General features: G+C 39.0%; 16 protein-coding genes. 12 read left to right on the top strand and 4 right to left on the bottom strand.

Translation table 11 applies throughout. From position 1 onward, the window contains the following. Positions 1-86: 86 nt before the first annotated feature. Complete coding sequence (locus ACFYKT_RS11720; protein ID WP_389219651.1) at positions 87-1,184, bottom strand: M24 family metallopeptidase; 1,098 nt, start codon at positions 1,182-1,184, stop codon at positions 87-89. A gap of 162 nt (positions 1,185-1,346) precedes the next feature. Here ACFYKT_RS11720 and ACFYKT_RS11715 point away from each other — a divergent pair, with 162 nt between their 5' ends. The 3 genes from ACFYKT_RS11715 (at position 1,347) to ACFYKT_RS11705 (ending at position 3,787) form a co-directional block, all read left to right on the top strand. Next, a complete protein-coding gene (locus ACFYKT_RS11715; protein ID WP_389219649.1) occupies positions 1,347-2,027 on the top strand; it encodes a metal-dependent hydrolase in 681 nt (226 codons plus the stop codon). Positions 2,028-2,123: 96 nt separating this feature from the next. Then, positions 2,124-2,372, top strand: coding sequence for a hypothetical protein (locus ACFYKT_RS11710; protein WP_389219647.1), 249 nt, complete (start codon positions 2,124-2,126; stop codon positions 2,370-2,372). 98 nt (positions 2,373-2,470) lie between these two features. Then, positions 2,471-3,787, top strand: coding sequence for a DRTGG domain-containing protein (locus ACFYKT_RS11705; RefSeq protein WP_389219645.1), 1,317 nt, complete (start codon positions 2,471-2,473; stop codon positions 3,785-3,787). Between the two features lie 89 nt (positions 3,788-3,876). On the opposite strand, the gene ACFYKT_RS11700 is transcribed toward ACFYKT_RS11705, so the two are convergent. Next, positions 3,877-4,173 carry a YtpI family protein gene (locus ACFYKT_RS11700; protein WP_389219643.1) on the bottom strand — a complete coding sequence of 99 codons (297 nt, stop codon included), beginning with the start codon at positions 4,171-4,173 and terminating at the stop codon, positions 3,877-3,879. A gap of 110 nt (positions 4,174-4,283) precedes the next feature. Between ACFYKT_RS11700 and ACFYKT_RS11695 the strand changes: the two genes are divergently transcribed. Next, positions 4,284-5,219, top strand: a complete 936-nt coding sequence (locus tag ACFYKT_RS11695; RefSeq protein WP_389219641.1) for a DHH family phosphoesterase — start codon at positions 4,284-4,286, stop codon at positions 5,217-5,219. 54 nt (positions 5,220-5,273) lie between these two features. Here ACFYKT_RS11695 and ytrI read toward each other — a convergent pair whose 3' ends face one another. Continuing rightward, positions 5,274-5,774 (bottom strand): sporulation membrane protein YtrI, encoded by a 501-nt coding sequence (gene ytrI / locus ACFYKT_RS11690; RefSeq protein ID WP_389219639.1) that lies wholly within the window; start codon positions 5,772-5,774, stop codon positions 5,274-5,276. Then, on the bottom strand, positions 5,771-6,106 hold the full coding sequence (locus ACFYKT_RS11685) for a YtrH family sporulation protein (protein WP_389219637.1): 336 nt from the start codon (positions 6,104-6,106) through the stop codon (positions 5,771-5,773). The genes ytrI and ACFYKT_RS11685 overlap by 4 nt, the downstream gene beginning before the upstream one ends. A 436-nt stretch (positions 6,107-6,542) precedes the next feature. Here ACFYKT_RS11685 and dnaE point away from each other — a divergent pair, with 436 nt between their 5' ends. The 8 genes from dnaE to ACFYKT_RS11645 all read left to right on the top strand — a co-directional run bounded on the left by dnaE (position 6,543) and on the right by ACFYKT_RS11645 (position 18,017). Continuing rightward, on the top strand, positions 6,543-9,905 hold the full coding sequence (gene dnaE / locus ACFYKT_RS11680; protein WP_389219635.1) for a DNA polymerase III subunit alpha: 3,363 nt from the start codon (positions 6,543-6,545) through the stop codon (positions 9,903-9,905). 403 nt (positions 9,906-10,308) lie between these two features. Next, positions 10,309-11,547 (top strand): NAD(P)-dependent malic enzyme, encoded by a 1,239-nt coding sequence (locus ACFYKT_RS11675; protein WP_389219633.1) that lies wholly within the window; start codon positions 10,309-10,311, stop codon positions 11,545-11,547. A gap of 69 nt (positions 11,548-11,616) precedes the next feature. After that, on the top strand, positions 11,617-12,180 hold the full coding sequence (locus ACFYKT_RS11670; protein WP_389219764.1) for a FadR/GntR family transcriptional regulator: 564 nt from the start codon (positions 11,617-11,619) through the stop codon (positions 12,178-12,180). A 433-nt stretch (positions 12,181-12,613) separates the two neighbouring features. Continuing rightward, entirely contained in the window at positions 12,614-13,501 is an 888-nt protein-coding gene (gene accD / locus ACFYKT_RS11665; protein ID WP_389219631.1) for an acetyl-CoA carboxylase, carboxyltransferase subunit beta, read from the top strand. Next, the gene (accA, locus tag ACFYKT_RS11660; protein WP_389219629.1) at positions 13,495-14,472 is read left to right on the top strand and encodes an acetyl-CoA carboxylase carboxyl transferase subunit alpha; all 978 of its coding nucleotides are present in this window, start codon (positions 13,495-13,497) and stop codon (positions 14,470-14,472) included. Before accD ends, accA begins: the two co-directional genes overlap by 7 nt. A gap of 318 nt (positions 14,473-14,790) precedes the next feature. After that, positions 14,791-15,750, top strand: a complete 960-nt coding sequence (pfkA, locus tag ACFYKT_RS11655) for a 6-phosphofructokinase (protein WP_389219627.1) — start codon at positions 14,791-14,793, stop codon at positions 15,748-15,750. Positions 15,751-15,788: 38 nt separating this feature from the next. Beyond that, on the top strand, positions 15,789-17,549 hold the full coding sequence (gene pyk, locus ACFYKT_RS11650) for a pyruvate kinase (RefSeq protein WP_389219625.1): 1,761 nt from the start codon (positions 15,789-15,791) through the stop codon (positions 17,547-17,549). Between the two features lie 81 nt (positions 17,550-17,630). Beyond that, entirely contained in the window at positions 17,631-18,017 is a 387-nt protein-coding gene (locus ACFYKT_RS11645) for an FxsA family protein (RefSeq protein WP_389219624.1), read from the top strand. The last annotated feature ends 2 nt before the right edge of the window (positions 18,018-18,019 follow it).

Genomic DNA, 18,019 nt, shown 5'->3' with positions numbered 1-18,019 from the left:
CGTTAGCAAAAGTGATCCAATAGACGGATCAAATCTCTGCTTACATGCCCACAGGCTATTTTTGTCATACGAATATGGCTGAAAAATTAACGTATTACTTGCAGTTCTTTAGGGAACTTTGTTAAGATTTCTACCCCATTTTTTGTTACTGCTAAATCATCCTCAATGCGCACACCGGCAACCTGTGGAACATAAATCCCTGGTTCGATTGTAAATACCATGCCTTCTTCAAGTAAAAGCGAGTTTGTTTCTGTTAAGGACGGGTACTCATGAACACTTATCCCTAAGCCATGTCCAAGACGATGTGGGAAATACTCTCCATACCCTGCTCCTGCAATAATGTTTCTAGCAGTTAAGTCTACTTCAGAGCAAGTCACTCCTGGCTTACTTGCTTCAACTGCAGCAAGCTGTGCTTTTAAAACTGTGTCATATATTTCTTTTTGTTTATCATTAATATCCCCGTAAGCAACTGTTCGAGTAATATCTGAACAGTATCCATTCCAAACAACACCTAGATCGAAAAGAACAAGATCCCCTTTTTGAATCTTTGTCATTCCTGGTGTTCCATGTGGGGAAGCACCGTTCGCACCAGTCAATACCATGGTAGAGAACGACATTTCGTTGACGCCCTTTTTCTTTAAAGCATATTCAATGGCTGCCAATACATCAAGCTCAGTCTTGCCTTCCTTGATTTCTGCACAGCCTGTTTCAATAGCGAAATCAGCTAACGCACAAGCCTCACGAATGATTTCAAGCTCTTTCTCGTCTTTAACCATCCGAAGTTTTCTTAGCTTTTCTTCAGCAGGTACAAAAGTAGCACCGTTAAAAAGGTGTGAGATCGCTTCATAGCGTTCGACATTCATATGTTCTTTTTCAATCGCAACCTTCGTTACTTTTGAGATTCGCTTATTGATTGCCTTATGTATAAATTCCCAAGGGTTTTCAATATCGCTATAACCGATAATTTCATTGTCCCATCCAGCATTTTTGGCATCTGGCTTTTCCATTGCCGGGCATACAAGGAATGGTTCTTCCTCTTGAAATACGGCTAAACCAAGAAGGCGTTCATGAGGATCGCTTAAAAAACCGCTAAAATAAAATACATTTTCAGGTGCTGTTACAAAGCAAACCTGCACATCATTTTCTTTCATCCAATTAGATAGCTTTTTTAATCGAGTGTTCACGGGTTTAACCTCCTAAATGTTTATATAAAAAGAGTAGCAACTAATTAATAAAAAGTAAACTTTTAGAACAGTTTGGAAAAGGGAATGATTTTTGAAGGCAGGAGAAAATCAATTTTCGTTGAAGTAAACTAACAGACCATATGAATGGAAAGGGGAATAAATATGAAAGTATCCTATCATGGACATGCTGTTGTAAAAGTAGAATCAAAGGGGAAGACGATTTTATTTGACCCATTTATTAGAGGTAACGCTTTAACAGATTTACAAGTGGATGATATAAAGCCTGATGTTATTATTGTCACACATGGTCATGGCGATCATCTCGGCGATACGGTTGAATTAGCTAAGAAAAATAACTCATTGGTTATTGCGAATTTTGAGCTTGCTACTTATTTAAGCTGGCAAGATGTGAATACACATGGAATGAGTATTGGCGGGGCATATACATTTGATTTTGGTAAGGTGAAGCTGACACCTGCTTTTCATGGGACAGGCCTGGAGACAGAAAATAATGAAATCATTTACCTGGGCATGCCTGCAGGTGTGCTTCTAACAATTGATGGCAAAACAATTTATCATGCAGGGGATACTGGCCTATTTTCAGATATGAAGCTGATTGGCGATCGTCATCCGATTGATCTCGCCTTCCTGCCAATCGGTGATAATTTTACTATGGGTCCTGAGGATGCGGCATACGCTGCCAAATTATTAGGGGCGAAAAAAGTGGTACCTATACACTTCAATACTTTCCCGCCAATCAAGCAGGACCCGCATCAATTTGTAAAAATGCTGAATGAGGGTGTTGGACAAGTATTAGAAGCAGGAGAAGCGATCGAACTATAAGAAAAGGCGCAGCGAATCGATGCTGCGCTTTTTTCAATACATGATTTCAGCCTGTCCGCATAAATATTAAAGAAGAAGTTCTAAGGAGGTTGGATGATGAATAAAAATCGTTATTTGCTGTGCTTGCTTGTCTGTGGTCTTCTCCTTTACTATGCAGTGCCGAAGCTAAATATATTCAGTGAAGGACTAGAAGGTGCATTTGCACTTTCATGGCTCGCATTTGCCTTAATTGTTATCGCTGGCAACCTAACAGCTATCCTTTATTCGCCAAAGAAAACAAAATCGCGACTAGCAACAAAATCTGTTGTTGCCGAAAGAAAAAGAGCCAGATCGTTTTATCGCTAAAGAATATATTATTCATGACATTGTCACATCGAATTGAATTCAAGACGTTTTTAACCTTATAATGAAAATATAGGAATTTTATAAAAAGGGTGAACGTCTTGGCTACGAAGCATAAACAAATTTTGCAATATATTGATGAGTTGCCGGTAGGGGAAAAAATATCAGTTAGACAGATTGCCAAGGCACTGACAGTCAGTGAAGGTACCGCCTATAGGGCGATTAAGGATGCAGAGAATAAAGGATATGTTAGCACGATTGAACGAGTAGGAACGATTCGGATTGAACGAAAGAAGAAAGAGAATATTGAAAAGCTCACTTTTGCTGAAGTAGTGAATATCGTAGATGGCCAAGTATTGGGTGGAAGAGACGGATTGCACAAAACTTTAAATAAGTTTGTCATCGGTGCGATGAAGCTTGAGGCCATGATGCGATATACAGATGCTGGTAGCCTCTTGATCGTTGGTAACCGTACGCAGGCACATGAACTAGCACTTAAAGCTGGGGCAGCTGTCTTGATTACAGGTGGATTTGATTCAGATGATAGTGTAAAGAAACTAGCAGATGAACTGCAGCTTCCGATTATCTCAAGCAGCTACGACACATTTACCGTTGCAACAATGATTAATCGTGCAATCTATGACCAACTAATTAAGAAAGAAATTGTTCTTGTAGAAGATATACTAACGCCAGTAGAGGAGACAATCAGTGTAAGAACGACTGATAAGATTACTGATTGGCTTAAAGTGAACCGGGAAACAATGCATAGCAGGTTCCCAGTAGTTGACAAAAATTTAAAGGTCGTTGGAATGGTGACCTCAAAGGATATCATGGGTCATGATCCTGAAACACAAATTGATAAGATTATGACAAAGAATCCTATGACAGTCGGAAGGAAGACAAGTGTGGCTTCCTCTTCTCATATGATGGTGTGGGAAGGAATTGAAGTTCTTCCAGTAGTAGATGACTCCAATAGGCTTGAGGGAATTGTCAGCAGGCAAGATGTGTTAAAAGCTCTCCAAATGATCCAGCGTCAGCCGCAAGTAGGTGAAACCATTGATGATATTGTGACAAATCAACTTGTGCTTACCCGAGGGAAAACAAAAGGGGATGATGTATACAGATGTGAAGTTACCCCACAAATGACGAATCATCTCGGTACAATATCCTATGGCGTGTTTACAACTATTGTTTCTGAAGCCGCAAGCAGAGTGCTTAGAAACTATAAAAAAGGGGATTTAGTTGTAGAGAATATGACAATCTACTTTATTAAACCTGTACAAATTGAAAGCATGCTTGAAATTTTCCCGAAAGTACTAGAAGTCGGGAGGAAATTCGGTAAAGTGGATGTTGAAGTCTTCAATGGAGGCGTCCTCGTAGGAAAAGCCATGATGATGTGCCAACTAATTGAACGGTAATCAACTTCTACGAATTCGTGTTAAAAGCAATAATGTTTGCGAAAACTGCCAAAAGAAAAGACGTTCCTTAAACGGAACGTCTTAGTAAATTAAGATTCCTGTGCTTCTTTTGCAGCAAGGGGTAAATAATGTTTATATGCCTTAAAGCCGGCAAACATGCTGAATCCGCCTATAAGGATAAAAATAATAGCGACAATATATGTGACGGTGTTGCCATTTAAAAAGAACTGATTGACACCGAAAAGTGCTACAAAAAGACCAAGGGCAATACTTGACTTAGAAGAGATCCACTTTCTTTCCACTGGCCGTCTGCTGCGGACATACTTTACTTTATACACTAAGTAAAAAGAAAGAGAGAGAACGATTAAAATTACTAATACAGGCATAAGATTATATCCTCCATTATTCGACATACTCTATTTATTTTAACGGCAAACAGAAGAAAATGCTATCAATAGCTTAAAATTATACGATCTCATTCATAAAGGAGCAGAAAATGAAAGAAAGAATCTTAGATGTTATCAAGAGCTATGAAACGATTATTATTCATCGACATGTCCGGCCAGATCCAGATGCGTACGGTTCTCAGGGAGGGCTGGCTGAAATTTTGAAGGCTTCATTTCCAGAAAAGAATATTTTTACAGTAGGGAAAGAAGAAGAGACCCTTCATTATCTGCGCAGACTTGATCAAATTCCTGATGATGCATACGAAGGGGCATTGGTCATTGTTTGTGATACTGCAAATGCTGAGCGAATCTGTGATAATCGCTATAATCTAGGTGATAAATTAATCAAAATTGATCATCATCCAAATGTGGATGCATATGGAGATATGATGTGGGTGGACACAGATGCTAGTTCTGTAAGTGAAATGATCTATGAATTTTATCTATCTGGAAAAGATGATGGGTTAAAAATGTCTGATGAGGCAGCGAGATTATTATTTGCTGGCATTGTAGGAGATACAGGGCGTTTCCTTTTTCCAAGTACATCGAAAAAAACTTTTGCATATGCTGGAGAGCTCATCCATTACAATTTCTCACGTCCAGAGCTGTTTGACAAAATGTATGAACTATCTCCGAATGTTGTTAAATTAAATGGCTATGTCCTTCAAAATTTTGAAATGAAGCATAATGGTGCAGCTGCTATGGTATTAAGAAAGGAATTATTGGAGGAGTTTCAAGTAAAGGCCTCTGAAGCCTCCCTTCTTGTCGGCACATTAGGCAATATTGCCGGGATCAAAGCATGGGTATTCTTTATTGAAGAAGAGGACCAAATTCGTGTGAGACTTCGTTCAAAGGGCCCGATTATTAATGAGATTGCAAGAAACTATCAGGGCGGGGGGCATCCGCTGGCTGCAGGAGCATCCATCTATTCGTGGGATGACATGGATGCAGTAATCAATGAGCTAGAAGAAACTTGTAAAAGTTAAATACTGCCCGGCTCATGCCCGGGCAGCTTTCTTAATCTATTTGTGTAGCTGACCTTAATCAAGCATAATATCTAAATGAATCGATAAGGTCGTATAGATTACTGTATTTATAACCTTCAGTCGATACCTCTTTTCATTTACTTTTATCGTCTTATTCTCGATTACTTTTTTAATTAGTCCTCTGCTTTTATAGACTGTATCAATATCTTTGGCTATCATATTTGATATATCCTCTTTAATTTGCTCTTCTACTTCATATACACTGTATAGATCAAGCTTATACTTATCGCCGTTTTCTATTTTCACTTTGATGTCTTGAACGGTTAACAATTCCCGATTCTTTTTATTTAATTCTTTAAATTCTTCCTGCCATATTTCCTTTTCCTTTCTAAGGTCAGAAATTTCATCTGCTTGGCTTTTGATTTGCTTACTGTATTTCTCCTGCCACTCACCAAAAATATACAAAAAAACAAACCAACTGATCATTCCGCCAATCGCAATACCTGCTAAAAAACGCTGCCAGATAGGCTGACGGTAATATGGTGGGATTCTCATGAAATATGTTCCTGTGTCAGCCAGTTAATAAGCATTGCCCCTGTCTGAGCTCCACCAAGAGCCGCAAGAATTAACAAAAATTGCTTGAAAATATCCTTTGTTCCCCCTTGAAGAAGCCCTTTTTCGAAGCTGTATACCGTATCAAAAGTCCCTCCAATTGCGGCAACAATGGCCCATACTCGAATGATATTTGATATCCGATAGGCTTCTGTTAAAGGTGGCTTTCCTGTTAGAAAGGCAGCAAGGCTCCCGATAATTGAACCGCCAATTAAAACACCAAGTGCGATGAAGTAGCTATCAAACAATGTAGCGAAAAAAGGCTGGATTTTCATTTTCATCCTTCCTTACCGCAGGAAGACCCCTGCTAAGATAAACTGATACTTCATCATATGGACAAACTACTAAAATTATGTTGAATTGCAGCAAGCAATTTTTAAAGAAAGACTCTTTTCAAAAAGATTATTGTTTTTGAGGAGGTCATGCAAAAAGAGACTCTTAACAAAATAGGTTGTTGATTGGAGCGGAAGGTGCGAGACTCTAGCGGGAGTAGTGGGACAGCTGAGACCCCACAGGAGCGGATGCTCCGAGGAGACTCAGCGCCCACCCCGCGGAAAGCGAGCATCCTGGAGCAGAAATCAACTTCTACTCACTTAAGATAGAAGCGATAATGTTTGCAAAAATAGCCTTTCAAAAAGAGAACGTATTTTCCTTTTTCAAGCAAGCAACTTATAATATATGTATAGTAGAAGAAATAAGGGTGTGAACGATATGTCATTTATTCATCTTCATGTATATAGTGCATATAGTTTGCTTACTAGTACAGCCACAGTTGAGCAAATAGTAACAGATGCGAAACAAAAAGGGTTTCAGGCCATTGCATTAACCGATCGTAATGTGATGTATGGTGCTGTGGCTTTTTATAAGGAATGCCTGAAGCAATCTATTAAACCAATTATCGGCTTGACCGTTGATGTACTCAGTGAACAAACAGCAACAGAATCTTTTCCAATTGTGCTTCTTGCAAAAAATCAAATTGGATTTCAAAATCTATTAAAAATTACAAGTGTTGTTCAAACAAAGTCACCAGAAGGGATTCCAATGAAATGGCTAAAAGCCTATTCAAATGGATTAATTGCTATTAGTCCCGGAATGGATGGAGAAATCGAACACTATTTAGCTAATGAAGAATATGAAAAGGCGAAGACCGTAGCAGGCTTATATGAGCAAGCATTTGCTAAGAAGCATTTTTATCTATCCCTTCAAAATCATCAAACAGAATCTGAAGAAAAGATACTTACGAGTCTTGTGAAATTGGCCAATGAATTGGATATAGAATTAGCGGTAACCAATCAAGTCTATTATTTAGCGAAAGAAGACGCCTTTGCGCAGGAATGTTTATTAGCTATTAAAAATGGTGACAAATTACAGGATGAGGCAAGAGAGCGGTTGGAGAGTAGCGAATACTCTTTGAAAAACGCTCAAGAAATGGCTGAGTTGTTTGCACAGTATCCAGTTGCCCTAGAAAATACAATCAAAATTGCTGAACAATGTAATGTCATGCTAGAACTCCACCAGCAAAATCTCCCTAAGTATCCAGTTGAAAAGAATCAAACAGCAGATCAGCTTCTTGAGCAAATGTGCTGGAAGGGTTTTAAGGAAAGATATAAACAAGCCTCTGATGTTCATTTTGAACGGTTAAAATATGAACTCCAAGTGATTAAAAAAATGAAATTCAGTGACTATTTTCTAATTGTCTGGGATTTCATGAAATTTTCTAAGGAAAATGGAATCTTAACTGGACCTGGCCGGGGATCTGCTGCGGGTTCGATGGTCGCCTATGTATTGTATATAACAGATGTAGACCCAATTGAGCATCAATTACTTTTTGAAAGATTCCTTAATCCAGAACGAATTTCCATGCCCGATATTGATATCGATTTTCCGGATCATCGCAGGGACGAGGTCATAAAATACGTTTCTTTAAGATATGGAGAGCTGCATGTTGCGCAGATCATCACATTCGGTACTCTTGCTGCAAAAGCTGCCCTACGAGATGTAGGCAGGGCTTTTGGATTAAATCCTCAGGAACTTGATAGGCTTTCTAAGAGTGTCCCAGCAAAGACGGGAATTACATTAAAAAATGCTTATAAAGAATCAGGAGCTTTACAAGTTTTTATCAATGAATCGAGCACAAACCGCAAACTATTTGAAACGGCGCTTAAGCTTGAAGGACTTCCAAGACATACGTCAACACATGCTGCAGGGGTAATTATCAGCGAAAAGCCTTTAGTAAATGTCATTCCCATTCAGAGTGGTCATGATCAGGTGTACTTAACTCAGTATTCAATGGAACATCTAGAAGATGTTGGTTTATTGAAGATGGATTTTCTCGGCCTGCGGAATTTATCATTAATCGAAAATATTTTGCAATCGATCCAAAGAAAGACAGGAAACCAAATTGATATAAAATCCATTCCTCTCGATGATGTGGAAACATATTCTTTATTAAGCCGAGGGGAGACAACTGGCATTTTTCAGCTTGAATCAGAGGGAATGCGGAATGTATTAAAGAGGCTTCGTCCGAATTGCTTTGAAGATATTGTAGCTGTAAATGCATTGTATCGCCCAGGTCCAATGGAAAATATTCCACTATTTATTGAGAGAAAGCATGAAAAGCAGCAGGTCGCTTATCCTCATCCAGATCTCATTCCAATCCTTGAGAATACATATGGGGTTATTGTCTATCAGGAGCAAATTATGCAAATTGCCGCTGCTATGGCCGGATTTACACTTGGTGAAGCCGATCTCCTACGGCGTGCTGTTAGTAAAAAACAAAAGGAAGTCCTTGATCGGGAACGGGGGCATTTTGTCAATGGTGCTCTAAAAAAAGGCTATGATGAAAAAACAGCAAATGATATTTATGATTTAATTGTCCGCTTTGCAAACTATGGATTTAACCGAAGCCATTCTGTTGCATACAGTTTTATTTCATATCAGTTAGCTTATTTAAAAACACATTATCCACTGTATTTCATGGCTGCTCTTCTTACATCAGCCATTGGGAATGAGGGGAGAGTCTCTCAGTATATTAAAGAACTGAAACAAATGAAACTTAAGCTTCTCCCCCCTTCAATTAATAGTAGCGGCTATTCATTTTTAGTGGAAAAAGAAGCGATTCGCTTTAGTCTATCAGCAATTAAGGGGCTGGGAGCAGCGGTGCTAAGGGATATTTTCCAGTCTAGGAAAAGTAAGCGATTTAATGATTTATTTGATTTTTGCATACGAGTTTCGTCTAAAGCTGTGAATCGAAAAATCATGGAAGCGCTCATACACTCAGGCAGCTTCGATGAATTTGGGGAGGATCGAGCTATTTTGCTTGCAACCCTAGATGCAGCAATTGACCATGCCCAATTAATGAAGACAGATGATGAGCAATTTGACTTCTTTACAGAAGTTGACTTTTTCCCAAAGCCAAAATATACAAAGGTCGAACCTATTCCATCAGAAGATAAGCTTGCTATGGAAAGGGAGGTTCTTGGTTTCTATCTTTCAGACCACCCAGTATCCTTATATGAAGAAAAATTAACTTTGCTAAGAGCTCTGCCGCTTGCTGATCTACATCCTCAATTGAAAAGAGGGAGATCGGTTGTTTATTTGATAGAAATGAAGGAAATTCGCACCAAAAAAGGCGATTCGATGGCTTTTTTATCCATAAGCGACCAAACAGATGAGATGGAGGCAGTCGTGTTTCCTACAGTATTTAACCGCTTCTCCTTCTTATTAAAACAAGGAAGCATCCTTTTGATAGAAGGGAAGGTAGAGGAAAGAGAAGGAAAACGCCAGTTTATTATTGAGCTGATTGATGAGGTAAAGAAGGCAATTGAAAAGGAAGAGAGTAAAGACCCAAAATTGTATTTGAAAATAACAAAGGAACTGGAAAATGCTGATCTGCTTTATGATTTGAAACATCTATTTAGACAAAATGAGGGGACAATCCAAGTCATCTTGTATTACGAAAGCACGAATAAAAAGATCAATCTTGGAGAAGAGGATTTAATAAATCCATCTGATCCTTTTATAAAGAAATTAAGAGAATTACTAGGCGAAAATAATGTAATCCTCAAACGCTAGTACTTTACAACACCATCATTTATGGTATATTTGTTAAGAAACAACTGGTCTGACCACCGTTATTAAAGTGGGACTAGAATAAATCAGCATTCAGTTTTCATTTATCGCAGATTAAAGAGTTTATTATTGCACCAGCTAAATTAAAGATTATTGTTTACAAAAAAGTTTGGTTGATTGGAGCGTAAGGTGCGAGACTCCTGCGGGAGGAGTGGGACAGGTGAGACCCCGCAGACGCTTTAGCGTCGAGGAGGCTCAGCGCCCACCCCGCGGGTCGCTGTGCACCTGGAGCGCAAATCAACCTTCTACAAAATACATTGTATGTATCAACAATGTCACGAAAACAGCCTTATTATTAAAATCCAGTACCTATATATATTTACAGTTAATAGAAGGAGTGAAATGCATGACTTTACGTGAAGAAGCACTTCATATGCATAGAGTAAATAAAGGAAAATTAGAATCTAAATCCAAAGTGGAAGTGAAAAATGCAAGAGATTTAAGTCTTGCTTACTCACCTGGTGTTGCTGAGCCTTGTAAAGAAATTTATGATAAGCCGGAAACCGTATATGAATACACGATGAAGGGCAATATGGTTGCTGTTGTTTCAGATGGAACAGCGGTTCTTGGACTAGGGAATATCGGCCCTGAAGCAGCGCTGCCAGTAATGGAAGGAAAGGCCGTTCTATTTAAAAGTTTTGCTGGTGTCGATGCATTTCCAATCTGTTTGAATACAACAGATGTAGACAAGATTGTTGAGACGGTTAAATTACTTGAACCAACATTTGGCGGTGTTAATCTTGAAGATATTGCTGCTCCAAGATGTTTCGAAATTGAGGAACGTCTAAAAAAAGAAGCAAATATTCCAGTTTTTCATGATGATCAGCATGGAACAGCGATTGTAACGGTTGCTGGTCTTGTGAATGCATTAAAGATTACTGGGAAGAAAATGAACGAAATTCGTGTCGTTGCTAATGGAGCGGGAGCAGCAGGGATAGCGATTATTAAGCTTTTGTACACTTATGGAGTGCGAGATATCATTATGTGTGACCGAAAGGGAGCGATTTATGAAGGGCGCTCTGAAGGAATGAACGATATTAAAAACGAAGTAGCGAAATATACAAATCGAGATAATAAGAAAGGCAGCCTTGCAGATGTCATTAAAGAAGCAGATGTCTTTATTGGTGTTTCTGCTGCTGGTTCATTAACAGCTGAAATGGTTCGGACAATGAATCAAGATCCGATTATTTTTGCAATGGCCAATCCGATACCAGAAATTATGCCTGAAGAAGCAAAAGCAGCTGGAGCTTCTGTCATTGGTACAGGAAGATCTGACTTCCCTAACCAAGTGAATAATGTTCTTGCATTTCCTGGGATTTTCCGTGGTGCTTTAGATGTGAGAGCAACACATATCAATGAAAAAATGAAAATTGCAGCTGTAGAGGCTATTGCGAGTCTAGTGACAGAAGAAGAGTTAAATGTCGACTATGTCATTCCTGCTCCATTCGATTCTAGAGTAGCTCCAGAGGTTGCGGCTGCAGTGGCAAAAGCAGCTATGGAAACGGGCGTGGCTCGGATTAAAGTAGATCCTGAGGAAATTAAAGAAAAAACAAGAAAATTAGCTGTTATTGGGAAAAGTGAGTGATCCAAGAACGTGATTCAGCCTTTTAATGACAAAAAGATTTATGTTGAAATCGTCAATCAGCTGAGAATGATGATTGAGAGGAATAACTTAAAATCAGGTGATAAATTACCTTCTGAACGTGAATTGTCTGAGCGCCTTAATGTTGGGCGCTCATCCGTTCGTGAAGCACTTAGAGCGCTTGAACTCCTTGGTTTAATTGAGACGAGAAGAGGAGAAGGAACGTTTATTCGTGATTTTGAGGGGCATCAGCTTGTCCAATTATTAAGTACATTTATTCTTCAAGATGATAAAGCAAAAAGAGACATCATGGAAACAAAATATTTAATTGAGTTAGATTGTTTATGGTTAACTATTCATAAATCTTCAGATGAACAGCTTATTGAGTTCAAAAACTGGGCTGATACAGCTGATTATACGGATGATGAATTTTTTTTAAAAGTCGTACGCTTCTCTGATAATCATTTATTCCTTAGAATATGGACAATTTTAAAAGATTATTATAACTCCTTGCCTTTAGACCCGGTAATCGTTTCTAAAGTGGAATATTCACAATTAGTAGAAACACTGTTAACCAGGAAAGAATCAGCGGTTAGGAAGGCATATAGGCTTTTGAGGAAATTGTCGAATAAGTAACGACAATTTTTTGCACATTTTGTAACGCTTTTATTTTATATTGAATAGGATAAGACAAGCTTCGCCGAAATTTCACCTATTGGTAGGCGATTATTTTTTGATGAAAGTGGTCTGACCACTGCATTCGAAGAATTCGATTTTCATGTGTTAGGCCATCATTTCATAAGACTTATAAATATAGTCTCTTTTCTAAAGATTGCTTTTTTGAATAAGCAGTATGGAAGTAATTGATTGACGAATAGGTTGGTTGATTGAAGCGGAAGGCGTGAGACTCCTGCGGGAAGAGTGGGACAGCTGAGACCCCACAGGAGCGTTGTGCTCCGAGGAGGCTCAGCGCCCACCCCGCGGAAAGCGAACGCCTGAAGCGGAAATCAACCTCTACAAACTAGATTTTTATTAAGTTATCCAAAATTGATTCGTAAAATTTGAACATATGTTACGGGGAGGTTTCACTTTGCTAAAAGTTTTTACCAAATCAAAGAAGAAGAAATATGCCACAATCCCTTCGGAAATGGCAAAGCAGGATGTACCCGAAGGAATCATGACGAAATGTCCGAATTGCAAAAAGATCATGTACACAAAAGAATTAGTCAAAAATTTAAAAGTATGTTTTCATTGCCAATACCATCATTCAATGAATTCAAAGGAACGGTTAGATAGCTTTATAGATGACAATAGTTTTGAAGAATTGAATGCTGGTATGATCTCAGAGAATCCATTGAATTTCCCAGATTATCTTGAGAAGATTGAAAAGGATAGGAAAAAGACGGATATAAATGAAGCCGTAGTTACTGGAATTGGGGCTGTTGATGGACAAGCAATAGTCGTTGCTGTTATGGACTCTACCTTCCGAATGGGGAGTATGGGATCAGTAGTTGGGGAGAAAATTACGCGTGCTGTTGAAAAAGCAGACGAATTATCTGTACCCTTTGTCATTTTTACAGCTTCAGGCGGAGCCCGTATGCAAGAGGGAGTTCTAAGCTTAATGCAAATGGCGAAGACAAGTGTTGCCTTGAAAAGATTTAGCGATCATGGCGGATTAATTTTCTCAATCATGACACATCCAACGACTGGAGGCGTATCGGCGAGCTTTGCTTCTCTTGGTGATTACAATCTAGCTGAACCTGGGGCATTAATCGGCTTTGCGGGCAGAAGGATTATTGAGCAGACGATCCGTGAAGAACTGCCTGAGGATTTCCAAACGGCTGAATTTCTATTAAAGCACGGACAATTAGATGCAGTTATTTCAAGACTTGAGCTGAAAGAAAAGATTTCCAATATCTTATCCATACATGAACAAGGAGGTGACCTAGAATGGTAGGTGAACTTGAATTTGAAAAACCAGTAATTGAGCTCAGAAAGAAAATAGCTGGGCTTAAGGAATTTACTAAAGATGCAGATGTAGATCTATCTTCTGAAATTGACAAATTAGAGGCACGCTTAGAAAAATTAGAGGCAGATATTTATGATCATTTGAAGCCATGGGATCGAGTACAAATCGCTCGCCATCCTGGGCGTCCAACAACTTTAGATTATATTTCTCTTCTCTTTACTGATTTCTTTGAATGTCATGGGGACAGAACATATGCAGATGATGAGGCGATCGTTGGAGGGATAGCGAAATTTAGAGGGCTTCCTATTACGGTTATCGGTCATCAGCGTGGCAAGGATACGAAAGAAAATATTCGCAGAAATTTCGGGATGCCACATCCTGAAGGTTATCGAAAAGCCTTGAGGCTGATGAAACAGGCAGATAAATTCAGAAGGCCTATTATTTGCTTTATTGATACAAAGGGTGCCTACCCGGGAAAAGCAGCAGAAGAACGGGGACAAAGTGAAGCAATTGCACGTAATCTATTTGAAATGGCGAGTTTAAAAGTACCTGTCGTATGCATCGTGATTGGAGAAGGTGGAAGTGGTGGTGCTTTAGCACTAGGAGTCGGAAATCATATTCATATGCTAGAAAACTCCACATACTCTGTTATTTCACCTGAAGGAGCAGCCGCGATATTATGGAAGGATGCAACGCAGGCTAAGAAAGCAGCAGAAAGCATGAAAATTACGGCTCCTGACTTGAAAAAATTAGGAGTTGTTGATGAAATTATCCCAGAAGTAAAAGGCGGAGCCCACAAAGATGTGAAAGCTCAGGCTGAAGAAATAGAGACGATTTTATTCCAATCGCTTAAAGAGCTTAGAATGCTAAATGAGGAACAATTAGTGGCCCATCGATATGATAAATATAAGTCAATTGGTGAATACTCCTTTATAAAGGAAGTAATTGGAGTCAATTAAAAGCGTGCTTTCATGCACGTTTTTCTTTTTCATTAAAGAAAATTTAAGAATTGTTTGCATTTTATTAAAACGCTTTCAGTTCACTGATAATTTCACCTATTAATAGATTGTTTGCATTAAGTTGTGATAGCTGTTCCTTCATGGTATTTTAATAAGTATAATAAGAAAATTAAGCCTATTAGCAAATGATATGCTTAGTCATGTTAAAGAAATATTACTGTTTGTTTTGTTAATAATAAGATGGTACTAAGAATGATGTAATCATGGAAATGAAATCGTACATAAGTAAATGAGGAAAACTTTTTCGAGGTGATCGATTTGAAAAGAATTGGTGTACTGACAAGCGGGGGAGATTCTCCCGGTATGAATGCGGCCGTTCGGGCAGTAGTTCGGAAGGCGATTTATCATAATGTAGAAGTTTATGGAATATATGGTGGCTATGCAGGTTTAATTAGCGGCAATATTAAGAAGCTAGAGCTGGGGTCTGTTGGTGATATCATTCATCGAGGCGGCACAGTTCTATATTCTGCGAGATGTGAAGAGTTTCGAACAAAGGAAGGCCAGCAAAAAGGAATGGAGCAGTTGAAAAAGCATGGTATTGAAGGTCTTGTTGTCATAGGTGGGGATGGATCATACCGAGGCGCTAAGGCATTAACTGAACAGGGATTTCCTTGTTCAGGTGTACCAGGTACGATTGATAACGATATTGAAGGTACTCAATTCACCATTGGCTTTGATACGGCATTGAATACGGTTATTGATGCGATTGATAAGATTCGTGATACGGCTACATCCCATGAACGAACATTTATCATTGAAGTAATGGGAAGGAATGCTGGAGATATCGCTCTATGGTCTGGCCTCGCTGGCGGAGCCGAAACGATCTTAATTCCTGAAGAGAATTACAATATGGATGAAATTGCTTCCCGATTAATGAAGGGGCATGAGCGTGGAAAGAAACATAGTATTATCATCGTTGCTGAGGGTGTTTCAAGTGGAATGGAATTTGCGAAAGAGCTGGAAGAAGCAACTAGCTTTGATACAAGGGTTTCTGTTCTTGGCCATATGCAGCGCGGTGGTTCGCCAACGGCATTTGATCGTGTACTAGCTAGTCGTCTTGGTGCACGGGCAGTGGAGCTTTTGCTTGAAGGCAAAGGTGGCCGTGCAGTTGGAATAGAGAATAATCAAGTTGTAGATCATGATATTATTGAGATCCTCGACAAAAAGCATTCAATCGACTTAGATTTATATAAATTATCAAAAGAACTTTCAATTTAATTCTATTGGTTTCGAGTTAACAGAGGAGGAAACTTTTTATGCGTAAAACAAAGATTGTATGTACGATTGGTCCTGCAAGTGAAAGCGTAGAAAAATTAACGCAACTCATTGAAGCTGGAATGAATGTAGCACGATTAAACTTTTCACATGGTAACTTTGAGGAGCATGGCAACCGAATTCAAAATATTCGCGAAGCCGCAAAGAAAACAGGAAAAACGGTTGCTATTCTTTTAGATACAAAGGGACCAGAAATCCGTACAAATAATATGCAAAATGATGCGATTGAATTGAGTGCAGGAAATGAGATCATCGTTTCAATGAATGAAGTGGTAGGGACAACTGAAAAGTTTTCTGTTACATATGCTGGACTAATCGAAGACATTGAATTAGGCTCGAAAATTCTATTAGATGATGGATTAATTGGCTTAGAGGTTATGAAAATCGATCGTGAAGCAAATGAAATCCATACGAAAATTTTAAATAGCGGTACGTTAAAAAATAAAAAAGGTGTAAATGTTCCTGGAGTTTCAGTAAATTTGCCAGGCATTACAGAAAAAGATGCGAAGGATATTCTGTTTGGGATTGAACAAGGCGTAGATTTTATCGCTGCTTCCTTTGTTCGCAGAGCATCCGATGTATTAGAAATTAGACAGCTTTTAGAGGAAAATAATGCTTCTTATATTAATATTATTCCAAAGATTGAAAACCAAGAGGGTGTCGATAAAATCGATGAAATTCTTGAGGTTTCAGATGGATTAATGGTGGCAAGGGGAGATCTTGGCGTTGAGATTCCTGCCGAGGAAGTACCATTAGTTCAAAAGGAATTAATTAAAAAGTGCAATGCACAAGGAAAACCAGTAATCACAGCAACCCAAATGCTTGATTCGATGCAGCGCAACCCGCGTCCAACTCGTGCGGAAGCAAGTGATGTAGCAAATGCCATTTTTGATGGAACAGATGCGATTATGCTTTCAGGTGAAACGGCAGCAGGAACTTATCCTATTGAAGCAGTTCAAACCATGCATAATATTGCTTCTCGTGCTGAATCAGCATTGGCTCATAAAGAAATTCTTTCAATGCGCAGTAAAGATAATGAACATAATATGACCGATGCTATTGGACAATCAGTAGCACACACAGCCCTTAATCTTGATGTACATGCGATTATTACACCAACTGAAAGTGGTCACACGGCAAGAATGATTTCGAAATATCGACCAAAGGCTCCAATTATTGCTGTTACATCCAATGATTATGTATCACGTCGATTGGCTTTGGCATGGGGTGTCTATCCTCGTATCGGAAAAATAGCCAAAACAACGGATGATATGCTTGATACTGCTGTAGAAGAAAGCTTGAATAGCGGAATGGTTTCTTCAGGCGATTTGGTCGTGATTACTGCAGGTGTTCCGGTTGGTGAAGCAGGTACAACCAATCTGATGAAAATTCATGTAATAGGCGATATTCTTGCTAAAGCACAAGGAATTGGCCGAAAGTCTGCATTCGGGAAAGTTGTCATTGCACGCAATGCTGCTGAGGCTTTAGCTAAAGTAACAGAAGGTTCTATCTTGGTGACAATTGGGTCTGACCGGGAAATGGTACCAGCAATTGAAAAATGCAGTGCGCTTATTACTGAAGAAGGCGGACTGACAAGTCATGCGGCAGTTGTCGGATTAAATGTGGGCATTCCGGTTATTGTAGGCGTTGAGAATGCAACAGCCCTATTAAAAGACGGGCAGGAAATCACTGTCGACTCAAACAGGGGCGTTATTTATAATGGACATGCGAGTGTGCTCTAAATAAGATAACAGCAGGAAATTATCTTAGCTGCTTGATTTCTGCTATAATAAGAAGTAATTCTTATAAAAAGAGGTGGCACGATGCGCTACATTCTCTTATTAATCATTATTATTCCATTAGCAGAAATCAGTGTTCTTCTTCTCTCGGGCAATTTGATCGGTGTTTGGCCGACAATCGGACTTCTTCTTTTCACAGGAATTCTAGGAGCTTATCTTGCAAAAAGGCAAGGACTTGAGACGATTAAGAGGGCACAAGAGCAGCTGCAATACGGACAAATGCCAGGAGAAGCGATTTTGGATGGTATTCGCATCTTGGCTGGTGGAATATTACTGCTCACACCTGGATTTATTTCAGATATATTAGGATTATTGCTTCTTATTCCTCCTTCCAAATTCTTATTTCAAAGGATGATATTCAAAGGGCTAAGAAGATGGATGGATAAGAATACGTATACAATTATTAGGTAATA

It is taken from the genome of Cytobacillus mangrovibacter (assembly GCF_042865275.1).
In the GTDB taxonomy this organism is placed as follows: domain Bacteria; phylum Bacillota; class Bacilli; order Bacillales; family Cytobacillaceae; genus Cytobacillus; species Cytobacillus mangrovibacter.
The sequence above is the reverse complement of the archived record's forward strand: the minus strand, read 5'-3'. Positions and strand labels throughout refer to the sequence as shown.

Excerpts from the sequence above, each read along its gene's own strand:
- dnaE (WP_389219635.1), top strand. The coding sequence starts at position 6,543 with ATGTCATTTATTCATCTTCATGTATATAGTGCATATAGTTTGCTTACT.
- ACFYKT_RS11645 (WP_389219624.1), top strand. The coding sequence starts at position 17,631 with ATGCGCTACATTCTCTTATTAATCATTATTATTCCATTAGCAGAAATC.
- ACFYKT_RS11700 (WP_389219643.1), bottom strand. The coding sequence starts at position 4,173 with ATGCCTGTATTAGTAATTTTAATCGTTCTCTCTCTTTCTTTTTACTTA.
- ytrI (WP_389219639.1), bottom strand. The coding sequence starts at position 5,774 with ATGAGAATCCCACCATATTACCGTCAGCCTATCTGGCAGCGTTTTTTA.
- ACFYKT_RS11715 (WP_389219649.1), top strand. The coding sequence starts at position 1,347 with ATGAAAGTATCCTATCATGGACATGCTGTTGTAAAAGTAGAATCAAAG.
- ACFYKT_RS11695 (WP_389219641.1), top strand. The coding sequence starts at position 4,284 with ATGAAAGAAAGAATCTTAGATGTTATCAAGAGCTATGAAACGATTATT.
- ACFYKT_RS11670 (WP_389219764.1), top strand. The coding sequence starts at position 11,617 with ATGATTGAGAGGAATAACTTAAAATCAGGTGATAAATTACCTTCTGAA.
- accD (WP_389219631.1), top strand. The coding sequence starts at position 12,614 with ATGTTACGGGGAGGTTTCACTTTGCTAAAAGTTTTTACCAAATCAAAG.
- accA (WP_389219629.1), top strand. The coding sequence starts at position 13,495 with ATGGTAGGTGAACTTGAATTTGAAAAACCAGTAATTGAGCTCAGAAAG.
- ACFYKT_RS11675 (WP_389219633.1), top strand. The coding sequence starts at position 10,309 with ATGACTTTACGTGAAGAAGCACTTCATATGCATAGAGTAAATAAAGGA.
- ACFYKT_RS11685 (WP_389219637.1), bottom strand. The coding sequence starts at position 6,106 with ATGAAAATCCAGCCTTTTTTCGCTACATTGTTTGATAGCTACTTCATC.
- pyk (WP_389219625.1), top strand. The coding sequence starts at position 15,789 with ATGCGTAAAACAAAGATTGTATGTACGATTGGTCCTGCAAGTGAAAGC.
- ACFYKT_RS11710 (WP_389219647.1), top strand. The coding sequence starts at position 2,124 with ATGAATAAAAATCGTTATTTGCTGTGCTTGCTTGTCTGTGGTCTTCTC.